Raw genomic sequence first — 17159 nt, forward strand, 5'->3', positions numbered from 1 at the left:
TATTTCCACGGCGCGTGATCAGGCGGGCATCCGGCTGCGGGTGCCCGCCTTTATTTTCTCCGTCCCTGATGTTTCGGGGGTGGCGTGGCCCGGCAAGCGCTTGGCCACGGATCGCGCCACCTCCTCCGCATGGATCAGCACCTGGGGCAGGCCCATCAGCTCACCGAAGGTGGCACGCGCCAGGGGGCCGGCGACCCATAGTGTCTCATCCGGCAGACCGCGCGTGTCCAGGACGCGGCTTTGCTCATCCACGGCGATGCCCAGCCCCAGCGCGTCGGGGCGCAGGCGGCCCGAGGTGACCAGGGGGGCGAGGGCCGGGACGGCATCGATCAGATGGTCGTGCGCGGGGCCGGTCGCCACCACCACCACGTCCACGACGCGCGTGAGGGCCGCCCCGCCGCGCCGGGGGCGCAAGGTTGCCCGGATCCCCTCCGGACTGGCGGTGATGTCGGCCAGGCTGGCCGCCAGAATCTCAAGCTGTCCCCGCGCCTGCATCTTCTGGATGGTCGCCTCCGGCTGCGGGGCGATGCGATAGCGGTGCGCGTCCCAGAAGGGACGCAGGTGGCGCAGCACCTTGCGCTTCTCATCCAAGGGCAGGGCCTGCCAGACGGCACGGGCGTCACGGCGCACGGCGTCCAGCACCGCCTGCCACGGCCGCCCCTCCACCTCCGCCGCGATGACGGCGGCACGGACGCGGCGCAGCAGGGCCAGGGCCGTCCGCTCCGGCCGGGTGGCGAAATCGCCCACCAGATCGGTCGCGTCCAAGGCATGCCCCCGGGGCGTCAGCCCACGGCGGGAGAAGACGGTGACGGGGCCCCGGTGGCCGCCCGCGTCCAGGCTGGCGACAACGTCCGCCATGGTGAGGCCCGAGCCCACCACCAGCACACGGGCCTCGGGGGCCACCGCCTCCAGGGCACCCGGCGCCCAGGGGTTGGCAATCAGGCGCGGGTCGCCGCCCAGGGCCTGCGCCAGGATGCGGGGCGGGGCCGGCGGGGGATGGCTGGTGGCGATGATGACCATGTCAGCCACCAGGCGGCTGCCATTCTCCAGGGCCACGGCATAGCCGATGGACTGACCCGGCGGCGCATCGCGGGGGATGGGGGTGATCGCCATCGCCCGCTGCTGCACATGCCGGATATGGGCGGGACCGTCAGATGCCGCCTGTTCCCGCACCAACCCGTCGAGATAGCGCCCGAACTCCAGCCGGCTGGCGAAGATGTGGCCGCCCTTGACCAGGGCCTGGGGATCGGTGGCCAGCACGCCGGAGCGGCGCAGCCAGCGGTCGAAATGGCCCATGTCGGCGGAAAAGGCGCTCATGCGCGCCGCCGGCACGTTGATGCGGTGCTGCGGATCGGGCGTGGAATAGGCGACACCACCGCCCAGCAGGGGCCGCGGCTCGACGATGTCGATGTCCACGGGTACGGTCACGGCCCGGGCCAGGTGCAGGGCGGCGACGGCCCCGCTGAACCCGCCGCCCAGGATGACGACGCGGGCGGCGGCGCGGTGGTGGGGCGTGTCACCCAGGGACATGGGGGAACCCGATCAAGTGATACCGTTCATAGGGCGGCGGCGGTCAGGCTGTCGGGTGCCAGAGTGTCAGGCGCCAGCGATTGGTTCAAGGCGGCACGTAGCCGCCTTTTATGAACTTCAAAATTATGGGCGTCGCGGTCCCGGGGGCGGGACAGGGCCACCGTCTGGATGTCGTTCTAGACGGCGGTGAGGATGCGGCGTTCCAGTTCCGCCAGGCGCGGGGTGCCGGCGGCGCGGGCATTGCGGGGGATGTCGATGGCGACATCGTCGGCCACCACGCCGTCGCGCAGCACCAGGACGCGGTCGGCCAGGGCCACGGCCTCCGCTACGTCATGGGTGATGAGGACGGCGGTGAAGCCGTGCTGGCGCCAAACGCGGGTCAGCAGGCGGTGCATGTCCGCCCGGGTCAGGGCGTCCAGGGCGCCGAAGGGCTCGTCCAGCAGCAGGATGCCCGGCTCCGTCACCAGGGCACGGGCCAGGGCCACGCGCTGTTTCTGCCCGCCGGACAGGACGTAGGGCCAGTCGCCGGCGCGGTCGGCCAGGCCCACCTCCGCCAGCAGGGCCTGGGCCCGCGCCTTCCAGCCGGGGCCACGGGCGATGCCGACATTGCTCAGTACCCGCTGCCAGGGCAGCAGGCGGGCCTCCTGAAACAGCAGGCGCACGTCGGGCTGCAAGCCCTTGCGCGCCGTGCCGTTGATGCGGATGGCGCCGCCGGTGGGACTGTCCAGCCCGGCGATCAGGCGCATGAGGGTGGTCTTGCCGCCCCCGGACCGGCCGACCACGGCGACGAACTGCCCAGCCGGGATGGTCAAATCCAGGCCCCGCAGCACGCCGACGCCGCCGAAGGCCTTGGTGACGCCGTCAAAAGCCAGCTCCAACCCCCGGCCGGCACTCTCATCGGCCGCCGGGGCCGCCGGCTCTTCAACATCCGGAACCGCGCGCAAGGGCACCATCATGCCGCCTCCAGCCCGGTATGGAAGGAGGGGTTCCAGTCCAGCGCCCTGCGCTCCAGCCAGCGGGAGGCGATGTCGGCCAGCTTGCCCAGCAGGGCGTAGACGATGATGCCCAGCAGCACCATGTCGGTCTGCAGGAACTCCCGCGCGTTCATGGTCATGTAGCCGATGCCGGAGGAGGCGGAGATGGTTTCCGCCACGATCAGGGTCAGCCACATGATGCCCAGGGCATAGCGCAGCCCCACCAGGATGTTGGGTAGGGCGCCCGGCAGGATGACGCGCAGGTACAGGGCCACCGGCCCCAGTCCGTAGACCCGCCCCATCTCGACCAAGCCCCGGTCCACCGAGCGGATGCCGTGGAAGGTGTTGAGGTACATGGGGAACAGCACGCCGACGGCCACCAGGAAGACCTTGGCCTCCTCCCCGATGCCGAACCACAGGATTACCATGGGGATGATGGCCAGGTGCGGCACGTTGCGCAGCATCTGCAGGCTGCTGTCCAGGATGTCCTCGGCCAGGGGCAGGGCGCCGTTGATCAGGCCCAGGGCGAAGCCCAGGCCGCCGCCGATGGCCAGGCCCAGGAAGGCGCGCTCCGCGCTGATCCCCACATGGTGGGGCAGGCTGCCGTCGCGCAGGGTCGCCCAGAAGGCCACGGCGATGTCGCTGGGCGCCGGCAGCACCCGCGCCGACAGCCACCCCAGCTTGGCCGCCACCTCCCACCCCGCCAGCAAGGCCAGGGGCAGCAGCCAGGGCAACAGAGCGCGCCTCAGCCCGGTCATGATGCCGACGCCTGGCGCAGGGCGGCGGTCTCCTTGGCCACCGGGGGCAGGGTGTTGGCGATGCGCTCGCCAAAGGGCCCGTGGTTGGTGGCCTCGCCCCGGTCGCGGCCATTGCCGGGCGCCAGCGGCAGCAGGGGGAACACCAGTTCAGCGAAGCGGTAGGCTTCCTCCAGGTGCGGATAGCCCGACAGGATGAAGCTGTCGATGCCGACGGCCATGTATTCCTTCATGCGCTGGGCCACCGTTTCCGGGTCCCCCACCAGGGCGGTGCCGGCCCCGCCGCGCACCAGGCCCACACCGGCCCACAGGTTGGGGCTGACCTCCAGCTTGTCGCGCCGGCCGCCGTGCAGCGCCTGCATGCGGGCCTGGCCCACGCTGTCCATGCGGGCGAAGGTCTTCTGCGCCTGGGCGATGGTGGCGTCGTCGACGTGCTGGATCAGCTCATCGGCGGCGCGCCAGGCGGCCTCATTGGTTTCGCGCACGATCACGTGCAGGCGGATGCCGAAGGTCACCGTGCGGCCCTTGGCGGCGGCGGCGGCGCGGACGATGGCCACCTTCTCCGCCACCTGCTCCGGCGGCTCACCCCAGGTCAGGTACTTGTCCACCGTCTCCGCCGCCACGTCGATCCCGGCGGTGGACGATCCGCCGAAGTACAGCGGTGGGTAGGGACGCTGCAGGGAGGGGAAGAAGAGGCGACCATCCTCGATACGGATATGCTGGCCTTCGTAATGCACCGTCTCGCCCGCCAAAAGGCGGGTCCAGACCGACAGGAACTCCCGCGTCACCTCATAGCGCTCGGCATGCGACAGGAAGATGCCGTCGCCCGCGTTCTCCACCGGGTCGCCGCCGGTCACCACGTTGATCAGCAGCCGGCCATTGGACACGCGGTCCAGCGTGGCCGCCATGCGGGCCGAAACGGTGGGCGACTGCAGGCCGGGCCGCACCGCCACCAGATAGCGCAGCCGCTCCGTCAGCGGGGCCAGGGCGGAGGCGATGACCCAACTATCCTCGCAACTGCGCCCGGTGGGCAGCAGCACGCCGTAATAGCCGAGGCTGTCGGCGGCCTGCGCGATCTGCTTCAGGTAATCGAAGCTGACGGCGCGGGCGCCCTGGGTTGTGCCCAGGTAACGGCCATCACCATGGGTGGGAATGAACCAGAAGACGTTGGCTTCAGTTACGGGCTGGGCGGGGGGAAGGGCGGTGCTGCTCATGACTTCGATCCCGGAATGGCGTCGGAAACGGTGATGGGCTTGGGGATCAGCCCCAGCTGATGGAAGGTGTCGGCGATCTTCTGCTGGGCGGCGACGACATCGGGCGTGATGGGCTGCACGCCGTAGCCCATGCGGGCCAGCGCCGTCTCCAGCACCGGGGCGGGGATGCCGACCTGCGGGCTGAGGCGCTGGGCCACGCCCTTCTGATCCCCGCGTGAGGCGGCGTCGACCTCCCGCAGCGCCGCCAGGATGGCCTGCACCACCTGGGGCCGCGTCTCGTTGAAGCCGCGTTCGGCCAGGTAGAACTGGTGGTTAGCGACCAGGTGGCTGCCATCGGCGCGCACGCCATCCGTCAGCACCCGCGCCTGCGTCGCGGCCGCCGCGGCGGCGTAGTAGGGGTCCCAGATGACCCAGGCGTCCACGCTGCCCTGCTCGAAGGCGGCGCGGGCGTCGGCCGGGGCCAGGTAAGTGGGTTGGATGTCGCTGTATTTCAGGCCCGCATCCTCCAGCGCCTTCACCAGCAGGTAATGGACGTTGGACCCTTTATTGAGCGCCACCTTCTTGCCCTTCAGGTCGGCCACGCTTTTCAGCGGGCTGTCCTTGGGCACCAGGATGGCCTCGCCCTTGGGTGCCGCCGGCTCCACGCCGACATAGACCAGGGGGGCGCCGGCGGCCTGGGCGAAAATGGGTGGCGCCTCACCGGTGGTGCCGAAGTCCAGGGCGCCGACGTTCAGCGCCTCCAGCAACTGCGGCCCGCCGGGAAATTCGCGCCATTCCACGGTGATCCCCTGTGCTTTCAGCTGGGCGTCCAGCGTGCCGCTTTCCTTCAGCAGCAGCAGCGTGCCGTATTTCTGATAGCCAATGCGCACCGGCTTTTCCGCCGCGTGGGCCGCGCCGATGCCCAGGCTCAAGGCCGCGGCGAAAGCCAGGCGGCAAAGGGCGGAGAAGGCTTTACCCATCATCGTCTCCCGCAGGTGGTCGGCCGGATAGCCGAAATCAACACTATTTTTGGCGCCATTTAACAATCGAAGTATGGCATTTTACGACTGAACTTGAGGCTAAATTAACGATCAATTAAGAGTCAATCTTGATATTTAGCTTACAAAATCTGTTGAATTAGGAAACGCCCACCGGCGGCCTTGACAGGGGCGGTGGGCATGATCACCATTCGCCCATGGTCACGACGCCGCCCCTTTGCTGCACGTATTACGCGCCCTCCTCATAGGAGCGGCGTTGTTCGACCATGTTGAAACGATGCCGCCGCCAAGGCGGCAGTCGTTTTCCTGAAAGCGGTCTTCCTTCCTGGTGGCGGCCCCACCGACGACAGGAAACCGTTCATGGACACGCTGGATCTTCCCCAACATACCCTCCACTCGACCGCCTTGCAGGTGTTGCGGGCGCGCGGGTACATCCATCAATGCACCGACCTGGGCGGCCTGGATGCCGCCTTCGCGGCGGGCGTGGTGCCGGTCTACATCGGCTTCGACGCCACGGCCGACAGCCTGCATGTGGGCCATCTGCTGCCCATCATGACGCTGCGCCGCCTGCAGCGGGCGGGGCACAAGCCCATCGTGCTGATGGGCGGCGGCACCACGCGCGTCGGCGACCCCAGTTTCCGGGCGACCGAGCGCCCGCTGCTGAGCGACGACCAGATCGCCGCCAACATCCAGGGCATCCGGCGGGTGTTCGAACGCTTCCTCACCTTCGGCAACGGGCCCATCGACGCCGTCATGGTGAACAACGCCGACTGGCTGGACCGGCTGGGGTACATCGACCTTCTGCGGGACGTAGGGCGCCACTTCTCCGTCAACCGCATGCTGTCTTTCGATAGCGTCAAGGCGCGGCTGGACCGGCAGGACCCGATGACCTTCCTGGAGTTCAACTACATGATCCTCCAGGCTTTCGATTTCCTGGAATTGCACCGCCGCGCGGGGTGCCTGGCCCAGATGGGCGGATCGGACCAATGGGGCAACATCGTCAACGGCATCGACCTGGTGCGCCGGGTCGAGGGGCGGGAGGTGTTCGGCCTGACCACGCCGCTGCTGACCACGGCGTCCGGCGCCAAGATGGGCAAGACCGCCGGCGGGGCTGTCTGGCTGAACGCCGACCGGCTGTCGCCCTACGACTACTGGCAGTTCTGGCGTAACACCGATGACGCCGACGTCGGGCGCTTCCTGCGCCTGTTCACCGACCTGCCCCTGGACCGCATCGCCAAGTTGGAGGCGTTGCCGGGTGCCGCGATCAACCAGGCCAAGGTGGCGCTGGCCGACGCCGCGACCACGCTGGCCCACGGCGCCGACGCCGCCCAGGCGGCCCGGGACACTGCCGGACAGGCCTTCGCCGGGGCCGTCGCCGACGGCCTGCCCGACGTGACGCTGACCGCGGTGGAGGTGCGGGACGGTGGCGCCCTGGTGGTCGACCTGCTGGTACGCGCCGGGCTGGCCGCCTCAAAAGGGGAGGCGCGGCGGCTGATCGTGGGCGGCGGGGTGCGGACGGACGGCACGGTGGTGACCGACACGGACGCCCGCATCAGCCAGGCGGCGACCCCGGTCCGCCTGTCCCTGGGCCGCAAGCGCCATGTGCGGGTGTGTGGCGTTTGACGCAAAGGGGTGGGCGACAGGCATGCCTTGCGCCCACCTTTGCCCTTGGGCACAGTTCAGGGGGCGAAGCGGGGTGACATCATGGGCAAATGGGCGATCATCACCTTGGCGGGGGCCTTGGCAGCGGCGGCATTCTCGGCCGGCGACGCCCTGGCGGCCGGCGACCCGCCGGTGCCCGGCCTGACGGCGGCGGACTGCGCGGCGCCCACCTCCGCCTCCCTGCAAGCCCTCTGCACCGATCCAGGCCTGCGCCAATTGGTGGACAGCGTGCAGGACCTACCCTATGTCCGGCTGGGCCGCGCGTGGACGGTCGATGACGATATGTTCAGGCGATGCGACGCCACGCTGGACGCGCGTGCCTGCCTGGACCGGGAATACCGCCAGAAGATCAAGGCCGTGCAGGCGGACTCGGCCAAGCGCGCCACGGCCTACGCCCCGGACGGCAACCGGGCCGACGCCAAGGCGCTGCTGGCCCGCATCGTCGGCATCTACCGGCATCCGGTCAGAAGCACCGATGGCCCCCACGGGGCGGAGGATGTTCTTCAGGTGATGCCGGTGGCGGATGGGGCCGCCTATCTCGACATGCGCCTGTCCTTCCACAACGGGCGGAGCTGCACCATCACCGGCATCGCGGAATACAAGAAGATCGGCAGTTTCGTCTTCCAGGACCCTGAGCCCGGAAAGGCGTGCCTGTTGACCATGTCCCTCAGCGGCGATGAGCTGGGGTTCAACGATCCCACCGGCGCCTGCGCCAAGTTCTGTGACGACGGGGCCAGCCTGACGGCGGAGACCTTCACGCAGAAGCAGAAGAAAAAGCTGCGCGCCACCCCGGCCCTCAAGCAAACCTCCGACTATCAGCAGGCTTTGCAGGCCTACCAGGCCCGTCATGCCACGGCCACGGCAACCCCGTGAGGGGCGCATAAAATTTGCGGCCCGGCGCGCACTGGGCGGCATAACGCAAAAACATTCCGCCGCTGGCCGGTATCCTTTTCCCTGACAGGGCTTTGCGACAAGGGGACAAGGATGACCGGGCACCTCAGCCGGCGGAAACTGGGCGGCGTCGCGGCCGCGTTGATGCTGGCGACAGCCTTGCCGGCTTTTGCCGAAACGCCGGTGGTGACCCACCACGCCACCACCCTGAACGGCCAGAAGCTGACCTACACCGCGACGGTTGAGGGGACGGACGTCAACGATGCCACCGGCAAGCCGGGCGCCCACATCGTCAGCTTCGCCTATACCGTGGATGCCAAGGACGCGGTGCAGCGGCCGGTGACCTTCGTCTTCAACGGCGGGCCCATCACCGCCTCCCTCTGGCTGCACCTGGGCATCATGGGGCCCAAGCGCGTGGCGGTGCCGGACGACCTGACGGCCGATCCGGCCACCTTCAAGCTGGTGGACAATCCCTATTCGCCGCTGGACGCCACCGACCTGGTGTTCATCGACCCGGCCTCCACCGGCTTCAGCCGCGTGGCCGACGGCGTCGATCCCAAGAGCTATTTCTCAGTGAAGGCGGATGGCCAGCAGGTCACTGCCTTTATCCAGGCCTGGCTGACGCAGCATCATCGCCAGGGCTCGCCCCTGTATCTGCTGGGCGAAAGCTACGGCACCATGCGTGCGGCGGAGGTGGCGGCCCAGTTGGCCGAACTGCCCAAACCCATCCTGCTGAATGGCGTGCTGCTGATGGGGCAGGCGGTCAACATCATCGAATATGTCCAGCGGCCGCAGAACATCATGAGCTACGTGGTGTCGCTGCCCACGCTGGCGGCCATCGCCTGGTACCACCAGAAGGTGGATCGCCACGGCCTGTCGCTGGAGGCCTTCGTGGAGGAGGCGCGGCGCTACGCCCAGAGCGATTACATGCCCGCCCTCTACCAGGGCAGCGACTTGCCGGGAGCCGACCGCGACCGCGTGGGCCAGCGGCTGCAGGAGCTGACCGGCATCCCCGCCGCCTATTACCGCGAGCACGGCCTGCGCATCAGCAAGGAACAATACCGGGGTGAACTGCTGAAGGACCAGGGCCTGCTGCTGGGGCGGGCCGACGCGCGCTACACCGCCCCCCTTACCGACAAAGGCATCGGCCCCGACCCCTTCGCGGCCGCCGTCATGCCGCCGTTCTCCCGCCTGTTCAAAGAATACCTTCATAGCGACCTGAAGGTCGACCGGACGGAACCCTATGTGGAAATTGCGGAGGTCGAAGGCCTGGACGAGTGGGGATGGGGCTACGCCTCGCCCTTCGCCAACTGGGCCTACAGCGACCGCCTGATGAAGGCCATGAAGGCCAGCCCGGCGTTCCGGCTGCTGATCGGCAATGGCTATTACGATACCCAGACCACCGTGGGGGCGGCCGAACTGCTAGCCCGCCAGGGCGGCTGGCCGGAGGGGCGGGTGCGCCTGACGTTCTACGAAGGCGGGCACATGGCGTACACGGCGGAGACTGCCGCCCGCAAGTTCGGCGCCGATGTCCGCGCCTTCGTGCAACCGCGTCCCTGACCGCCGCTGGCGGGCCCTATCGATGGGCCGTTGGGGGAGCGGGCAGAAAATTTCCGCAGCATCCCCCCTGGGAATAAAATTTTCTCCCCGCCTGGCGCGGCAGGCGCAATTTGGGAAGAAAAGCCGGCCAGCGGCGATATCATTAATTATCTTTTCCGGCTCCGCCGAATAACAAAACCCCAAAACGGGTGATGGCAGCCGTGGGAGCCCATAAGAACAGGGGGTAGTGAAATGAAGGCAAATCGTGGAATTCGGTCGTTGCTTGCCACGACTGTTCTTACAACTTTCTCTCTTTGGTCATTGACGTCCATCGCCGCCGACGCGGCGGCGGACGACAGCCTGGATGAACTTCAGGAAATCGTGGTCACGGCGCAGAAGAAGACGGAACGCCTGATGGACGTGCCCGCCTCCATCGCCGTCGTCAACACCCAGTCGCTGTTGCAGTCCAACCAAACCCAGCTGCGCGATTTCTACAGCCAGGTCCCGGGCCTGAACGTGACCTCCAGCGGCAACGGCCGCACCACCATCGCCATCCGCGGCATCACCACCGGCGCCGGCAACAACCCCACCGTGGGGCTGACCATCGACGACGTTCCCATCGGCTCCGCCACCGGCAGCGGCCTGGGTGACGCGGTCGTGCCGGAAATCGACCCGTCCAGCCTGCAGCAGATCGAGGTGCTGCGCGGTCCCCAGGGCAGCCTGTACGGCGCCAGCTCCATGGGCGGCCTCATCCGCTATGTGACGGCGGCCCCCAACCTGACCGAGACCTTCGGCCAGGTCGCCGTATCCGGTTCCAGCGTCGCGCATGGCGGTGAGGGCGACGGCGGCCGCGCCTACATCAACGTGCCCATCGTCGAGGACAAGCTGGGCCTGCGGGTCAGCGCCTTCGCCCGCATGGACCCGGGCTACATGACCAACGCCAACAGCGGCCAGACGGAAATCAACGTCAACCGCACGGAAGGCGGCCGCGCCACCCTGCTGTGGCAGATCACGCCCAGCGTCAGCTACCAGGCCTCCGCCACCTACCAGCACATGACGGCCGGCGGCTCGGCCAACGAATACGTTTCAGTGGACCGCGTGCCCACCTATGGCGACTACACCCAGGCGCCCATTTCCGGCCTGAACACCGGCTATCTCGACATGGGCATCTACAACGGCAACCTGAAGGCGGACCTGGGCTTCGCCAACCTGGTGGCCGTAACGTCCTACAGCCACACGGTGTTCAACGGCCCGCAGGACACCACCGGCACCTTCGGCCGCTACCTGGGCTTCTTCTTCCCCAGTTCGGCCCTGCCGGGGCTGGGCACCGGCATCTACAACTATTACCAGACCAACAAGCTCAGCCAGGAAATCCGCCTGGAATCCCAGCCCGGCGGCATGATCGACTGGATGGTCGGCGGCTTCGCCACCAATGAGGACAATCTGAACCGCCAAAACGTCTACGTCGCCAACAAGGCCAACGGCCAGAACGTGGGCTTCCCCGACCTCTACACCGTCTTCGGCCCGTCGCATTACCGGGAATACGCCGGCTTCGGCTCGGCCACGTATCACATCATCGAGGACAAGCTGGACTTCACCTTCGGTGGCCGGTTCAGCCGCCAGTTCCAGGAGAACGCCAGCGAGGTCGGCGGTGTGCTGCAGGGCGACACCACCTACAGCGACCTGCATTCCAACACCAGCGTCTTCACCTATTCGCTGGGCCCGCAGTACCACATCACCAAGGACATGATGGTCTATGGCCGCGTGTCGACCGGCTACCGCCCCGGTGGTCCGAACGACGCGCCGGGTGAGCCCGCCGCCTACACCTCCGACACCACCACCAATTACGAGGTGGGCTTCAAGGGGGTGTTGGTCGACCACCTGCTGACGGTGGACGCCGCCCTGTTCGATATCGAATGGGACGACATCCAGTTGCAGGCGGCGTCACCCACCGGCTTTTCCTACATCCAGAACGGCGGCACCGCGCGCTCGCGCGGCGGGGAGTTGAGCGTCACCCTGACACCGTCCGAGGGGCTGAGCGTGGTGGCCAACCTGGGCTATACCGACGCCACCTTGACCGAGACCATCAAGACGTCCGGCCTGTACGGCGTGAAGGGCCAGCGCCTGCCATATTCCGCGAAGTTCACCGGCAGCCTGTCGGCCGACCAGAAGTTCCGCATCGCGGACGGCTTCACCGGCTTCGTCGGCGCCACCGTGTCCTATGTCGGCGATCGCTACAGCGTCTTCCCGACCAAGGCCACGGGCCAGCGCTTCTTCATGCCGTCCTACGAGACGGTGGACGTGCGGGCCGGTGTCAGCCACGACGACTGGAACCTGTCGGTCTATGCCAAGAACCTGAGCAACGAGATCGCCTTCGTCTCGGGCGGCCCGCTGGATACCATCACCCGGACCGGCGTCTATTCCGCAGCCATCATTCAGCCGCGCACCTTCGGCCTGACCATATCGAAGGACTTCTGATCCAACCCGACCGGGAAGGGTCGCAAGGTCGGCCCGGTGACGCCGGGCCGACCTCTTGCGTAAAAAAGGGTAGGGATGATGCGGCATTTGACGATAGGTGGAATGACGGCGCTGCTGGCCCTGTCCGCAGCATCGGTGGCGCTGGCGGCATCGCCGCAACTGACGGTGACGCTGAAGCCGGCACCGGTGACCGGCGCGGGGGGAGAGGGCACCGTGCCCTTCGTCGATGTCACGGTCGAAATCCCCTCTATGGCGGTCGCGGCCGGCGCGCCGCTGCTGCGCCTGCCGCTGGTGGCCGACAACGTGCAGAGCGTGGCCGAAACGCTGACGGACTTGACGGCCAGCGATAGCGCCGGCCCGGTGGCGCTGACCACCAAAGACGATGCCGACACGCCCACCCGGGCCTATAGCCACTGGACGGCGGCGCGGCCGGTCCAGGGTACGCTGACCGTGCGGTATCGCGCGCCCATCACCACGCAGGCCAATCCGCGCGGTGCGGCACCACCCCTGGAGTTGCGCACCGACGGCGGTGGCTTCTCCGGCGCCGCCGCGACCTTCCTCATCATGCCGGACTCCGCGGCGGCCTACGGCCTGAGGGTCCACTGGGATCTGTCGGCCGCCGGTCCTGGTGCCGCGGGCGTCTCCAATTTCGGCGTGGGGGACGTGGCCTCCACCGAGGCGTCGGACGGGGAGACCCTGGGCGCCACCTACTTCATGGGCGGCGCCATCCACCGCTATCCCGAGGCCGCCCCCGCCGGCACGCCCGCCCAAGGCTTCTTCTCCGCCTGGCAGGGCACGCCCCCGTTCGATGGCAAGGCGCTGATGCAGTGGACGGAGGGGCTGTACCACCATTACCTGGGCTATTTCAAAGACTCAGGCGCGCGGCCTTATGGCGTGTTCCTGCGGCCCAACCTGGTGAACGCGGGCGGTGGCGTTGAACTGAACGGCGCCTTCATCGGCACCTTCGACCAGAAGACCGACGTCAAGGACTTCAAGTTCACCCTCGCGCACGAGATGGTGCACACCTTCGTGCGGTCGCTGGATACCGCGCCGGACGACGCGGCGCAGGGGCTGGAATCGTCGTGGTTCAGCGAAGGCATCGCCGTCTATTACCAGAACCGCCTGCCGCTGCGGGCCGGCATGGTCACGCCCGAGGAATTCCTGGCGGACCTGAACAGCACCGCCGGCCGCTATTACACCAACGCCCTGAACGGCACGCCCAACCGTGACATCCCGGCGCGCTTTTGGGCCGATACCCGCATCCGCGTGCTGCCTTACGACCGGGGCGCCCTGTATTTCGCCCTGGTGGATGAAGAGGTGCGCAAGGCCAGCCGTGGCAAGCGCTCACTGGATGACCTGATCCTGGCCATGCTCGACCGGCGCCGGCATGGCCGGCCGATGGATCACGCCGCCTGGGTGGAAATCATCACCCGCGAGCTGGGGCCGCGCGGCAAGGTGGAACTGGACGCCATGCTGAACGGCGCCCTGGTTCTGCCGGGGGACGACGCCTTCGGCCCCTGCTTCACCCGTACCACCGCTCCCTTGCGCCGCTATCAGCTGGGGTTCGAGCCGGAGGTGCTGATCCAGCCCAAGCGCGTCGTGCGCGGCCTGATCCCCGGCTCGGCGGCGGCGGCGGCCGGCCTGCGGGAGGGGGATGAGATCGTGCGCCCGGTGCCCCAGGACATGATCCAGGGCGACCAGCACGCCACCCTGACGCTGCAGGTCCGGCGCGACGGCCAGGTCTTCCCGATCACCTACCTGCCAAGGGGAGAGACGGTGGAGGCTTACCAGTGGGGCCGGCGCCCCGGTGCGCCAGCGACATGTGGCTGAGCATAAACTAGCCACGGGCACCCCTCATGCGCCGGGCATACGCAAAAAAGAACCCGCCAAGTCGACTAGAATTCAGGCATCGCGAGGTCCCGCGCTGCCTTGCCCGGATAGGAAGCACGCCTTGAAATCTGCCGGTACGCCTGTTGGATCCGCGCCCGCCGCCCAGCCCGGCGGCGACTTCTTCGCGGCCACCCATTATGCCGACTGGGTGCGCGGGTCCCTGCACGCGATGGCCAGCCGGCCCAACGCCATCGCCCTGTATGACAGCACCATCAGCGAACCGTCCGGCCTGCTGGCGGAGTTGGTGGCCAAGGCGTTGGTCATCCCCTCGGGCGAGGGCGAGCCGCGGTTCGGCAGCCGCTACGTCAGCGTCTTCGCCAACGGCAACCGCTTCCTGGTGGAGGCGCTCTGCGCCCGCTACGGCGAAACGCCGGAACGGTTGCAGACCGTCACCGGCGTCACCGGCGGCCTGCAACTGATCCTGCGCGCGCTGGTCAAGCCGGGTGAGCGCGTGCTGATCGAGAACCCCGGGTTTAAAATCCTGTCCAACCTGGCGCTGGAGGCCGGCGCGGTGGTGGATGACCTGGAGCGTCCGGCACCGGACTTCGGGGTCGATCCGGCCCGGGTGGCTGCCCAACTGACGCCCGACACCCGCCTGGTCATCCTGACCAATCCCCACAACCCCACGGGCACCTGCCTGGACCACGCCACCCTGACGGCCGTGGCGCGGGCGGCGGCCCGCGTGGGCGCCCTGCTGGTGGTGGACGAGGTCTATGGCGACTTCGCCCGCCGCCCCTCGGCCGGGTTGGCGGCCAAGCTGGCGCCCAACATCATCAGCTTGGCCAGCCTGACCAAGGTGTTCGGCCTGTTCGCGCTCAAATGCGGTTGGATGGTGGCGGACCCGGCCGTGCTGGCCCGTATCCGCGCCCGGCAGCCGGAGGGGGACGTGGGCGTGTCCAAGCTGGCGCATGCCGTGGCCGCCCATGTGCTGGAAAACGCGGATACCTTCGACCGGCACTGGCAGGCGGTCATGACCGCCACGACGGCGGTGCTGCGCCGGCACGCCGACGCCATGCAAAAGGATGGACTGATCGAGGGCGCGGTGCCCGCATCCGGCTGTCTCTACTTCCCCCGCATCGTCGGGGTGGCGGACACCTGGGCGCTGACACGCCACCTGTGGAACCAGGCTGACCTGCTGGTGGCGCCGGGCGAGTATTTCGGTTTGGCGGGACATGTGCGGCTGGGTTACGCCGGTGATGCCGCGACGCTGGATAGGGGGTTGGGCCGCCTGCACGCGGGCCTGCGCGCCTGGCGGAACCGTTGACGGATCAAGAGGGGAAGGGGGCGGGTATGCGATCGGTGATGCGGGCGGGGGTGGGCGCGATGGCCCTGTCTCTGGTCATCGGATGCGCCAGCCAGGATCGCCCGGCGGCACCAGGCGGTATCGCCCAGCAGATCATCGTGGCGAGCAAGCCTCTGCGCTACACGGCCGAGGCGGCGACGCTGGATCTCACGGATGCGCAAGGCGTGGTCCGGGGGCATGTGTTCTACGTCGCCTATCGCGTGCCGAACCAGGGCGGGCGGGTGCGGCCCGTCACCTTCCTGTGGAACGGTGGCCCCGGCGCCAATGCGACCCTGCTGCATTTCGAGGCCTTCGGGCCCAAGCGGCTGGAGGGCGACGGGCTGGTGGACAACGCCCAGACCCTGCTGGCCGACAGCGACCTGGTGTTCGTCGATCCCGTGGGCACCGGCTTCAGCCGCCCGGCGACCGCCGACGACGGCCAGCGCTTCTACAGCACCCTGGGCGACATCGCCGCCATTACCGATTTCGTCCAGGCCTGGATGGCCCGGCATGCCGGCGCTGAAACGCCCGTTTACCTGGTGGGGGAAAGCTATGGCGTCTGGCGGGCCGCCGGCGTGGCGGAGGCGCTGGAGAAGCGGGGCCGCGCGGTCGCGGGCGTCGTCCTGATTTCGGGCGGCATTCCGGTGGGACCGGTGCTGCCCAAGGAACTGGCGACGGCGCTGAAGATCCCTGGCCGCGCCGCCGCCGCCCAGGTCCATGGCCGGCTGCCGGCCAGCCTGGCGGGGGCGGACCCGGCGGCCACGGCCGAGGCCGCCAGCGCCTGGGCGACACGGACCTATGCCCCGGCGCTCGCCCATCCCGGTGATCTTGACGAGCCGGCGCGGTCGATGCTGGCGCAGGATGTGGCCCGCCACATGGGCCTGGACCCATCCCTGGTCGACAAGGGAACGCTCGCCGTCTCCTCCCGGCAATTCCTGACCGACCTGCTGCCGGGCCAGCGGCTGGACACCTTTGACATGCGCATCAGCCGGCCAGCGGGGCAGGGTGAGGCGGCACCGGCGAACGGCCCCGTCATGGTCCGCTATCTGCGCGAAACCCTGGGCTATCGCACCGACCTGCCTTACCTGGGGCTGGAGAAGGACACCGACGCCACGGCCACGCCGGTGGGCGAACAGTGGGACTACAATTCCGGCGACACCTCGCCCGCCGCCTTCGCCGCCGCCATGGCGGCGGCCCAAGCCGGGGAGGGACCGCCCGGCGCCGAACCGTGGATACGCCGCGCCATGGACATGGACCCCAAGCTGCGCGTTTTCGCCGCCGCCGGGCTGTACGACAGCCTGAACAGCTGCGCCGCCAATGAGGCGCTGAAGACCCGGCTGGCGCCAGGGCTGGCCGCGCGGCTGTCCATCCATTGCTATGGCGGCGGCCACATGATGTACCGCGACACCGAGGCCCGCGTGCGTCTCAGCGCCGATCTCGGCCAGTTCATCGCCCCTGCGCACTGAAGGGTAATTTTATTCATTGGAACGTGCGGGGCTTCAGCGGCACCGCCGTGGTGCTCTTGGCCTCCGACAGGGTGACGATGGACCGGATGTCCTGAACGCCGGGCAGCTTCATCAGGCTGTTGAAAATGAACTCCTGGTACCATTTGACGTCCGGCGCCACGACCTTCATCAGGATGTCCATTTCCCCGAATACCGTATAGCACTCAAGGATCTCCGGGATGGTCTCCACCCCCCGGAAAAAGGTCTGGCGTTCCTCGTCCGACAGCCGGGCCATCTTCACCTGGGCGAAGATCTGCATGTGGAAGCCCAGCTTCTCCCGGTCGACGATGACCACCTGGCCCTTGATATAGCCCTCGCCCTGCAGGCGCTGGATGCGGCGCCAGCAGGGGGACTGGGAAATCCCAACCTTTTCCGCCAGTTCCGCCGTGGTCAGCGACGCGTCACGCTGCAACAGCGTCAGGATTTTCATGTCGATGGCGTCGAGTTCCGCAGCCGGCATAT

13 protein-coding genes are annotated in these 17159 nt (G+C 68.3%); 7 read left to right on the forward strand and 6 right to left on the reverse strand.

Features of this window, described 5'->3' with window-relative positions; translation table 11 throughout:
- Positions 1 to 18 precede the first annotated feature (18 nt).
- The 5 genes from ULB03_RS23980 to ULB03_RS24000 all read right to left on the reverse strand — a co-directional run bounded on the left by ULB03_RS23980 (position 19) and on the right by ULB03_RS24000 (position 5435).
- On the reverse strand, positions 19 to 1530 hold the full coding sequence (locus ULB03_RS23980; protein ID WP_322485602.1) for an FAD/NAD(P)-binding protein: 1512 nt from the start codon (positions 1528 to 1530) through the stop codon (positions 19 to 21).
- Positions 1531 to 1706: 176 nt separating this feature from the next.
- Positions 1707 to 2486: an ATP-binding cassette domain-containing protein gene (locus ULB03_RS23985; RefSeq protein ID WP_322485603.1), complete on the reverse strand. Its 780-nt coding sequence runs from the start codon at positions 2484 to 2486 to the stop codon at positions 1707 to 1709.
- Positions 2483 to 3262: an aliphatic sulfonate ABC transporter permease SsuC gene (ssuC, locus tag ULB03_RS23990; protein WP_322485604.1), complete on the reverse strand. Its 780-nt coding sequence runs from the start codon at positions 3260 to 3262 to the stop codon at positions 2483 to 2485. The genes ULB03_RS23985 and ssuC overlap by 4 nt, the downstream gene beginning before the upstream one ends.
- Positions 3259 to 4473, reverse strand: coding sequence for an FMNH2-dependent alkanesulfonate monooxygenase (ssuD, locus tag ULB03_RS23995; RefSeq protein WP_322485605.1), 1215 nt, complete (start codon positions 4471 to 4473; stop codon positions 3259 to 3261). Before ssuD ends, ssuC begins: the two co-directional genes overlap by 4 nt.
- Positions 4470 to 5435, reverse strand: a complete 966-nt coding sequence (locus ULB03_RS24000) for a sulfonate ABC transporter substrate-binding protein (RefSeq protein WP_322485606.1) — start codon at positions 5433 to 5435, stop codon at positions 4470 to 4472. Before ULB03_RS24000 ends, ssuD begins: the two co-directional genes overlap by 4 nt.
- A gap of 375 nt (positions 5436 to 5810) precedes the next feature.
- Between ULB03_RS24000 and tyrS the strand changes: the two genes are divergently transcribed.
- From tyrS to ULB03_RS24035, 7 genes are all read left to right on the forward strand, one after another.
- On the forward strand, positions 5811 to 7073 hold the full coding sequence (gene tyrS / locus ULB03_RS24005) for a tyrosine--tRNA ligase (RefSeq protein ID WP_322485607.1): 1263 nt from the start codon (positions 5811 to 5813) through the stop codon (positions 7071 to 7073).
- Positions 7074 to 7154: 81 nt separating this feature from the next.
- On the forward strand, positions 7155 to 7985 hold the full coding sequence (locus ULB03_RS24010; protein WP_322485608.1) for a hypothetical protein: 831 nt from the start codon (positions 7155 to 7157) through the stop codon (positions 7983 to 7985).
- Positions 7986 to 8096: 111 nt separating this feature from the next.
- Positions 8097 to 9563, forward strand: coding sequence for a S10 family peptidase (locus ULB03_RS24015; RefSeq protein ID WP_322485609.1), 1467 nt, complete (start codon positions 8097 to 8099; stop codon positions 9561 to 9563).
- Between the two features lie 300 nt (positions 9564 to 9863).
- Positions 9864 to 12020, forward strand: a complete 2157-nt coding sequence (locus ULB03_RS24020) for a TonB-dependent receptor (protein WP_322485610.1) — start codon at positions 9864 to 9866, stop codon at positions 12018 to 12020.
- Between the two features lie 102 nt (positions 12021 to 12122).
- Positions 12123 to 13850, forward strand: a complete 1728-nt coding sequence (locus ULB03_RS24025) for a M61 family metallopeptidase (RefSeq protein WP_322485611.1) — start codon at positions 12123 to 12125, stop codon at positions 13848 to 13850.
- A 121-nt stretch (positions 13851 to 13971) separates the two neighbouring features.
- A complete protein-coding gene (locus tag ULB03_RS24030; RefSeq protein ID WP_322485612.1) occupies positions 13972 to 15174 on the forward strand; it encodes a pyridoxal phosphate-dependent aminotransferase in 1203 nt (400 codons plus the stop codon).
- A gap of 26 nt (positions 15175 to 15200) precedes the next feature.
- Complete coding sequence (locus ULB03_RS24035) at positions 15201 to 16658, forward strand: S10 family serine carboxypeptidase-like protein (RefSeq protein WP_322485613.1); 1458 nt, start codon at positions 15201 to 15203, stop codon at positions 16656 to 16658.
- Between the two features lie 13 nt (positions 16659 to 16671).
- Here the strand turns inward: ULB03_RS24035 and ULB03_RS24040 are convergent, their stop codons facing one another.
- The gene (locus tag ULB03_RS24040; protein ID WP_322485614.1) at positions 16672 to 17157 is read right to left on the reverse strand and encodes an Lrp/AsnC family transcriptional regulator; all 486 of its coding nucleotides are present in this window, start codon (positions 17155 to 17157) and stop codon (positions 16672 to 16674) included.
- Positions 17158 to 17159: the final 2 nt, after the last annotated feature.

The organism is Nitrospirillum goiasense, from assembly GCF_034427435.1.
In the GTDB taxonomy this organism is placed as follows: domain Bacteria; phylum Pseudomonadota; class Alphaproteobacteria; order Azospirillales; family Azospirillaceae; genus Nitrospirillum.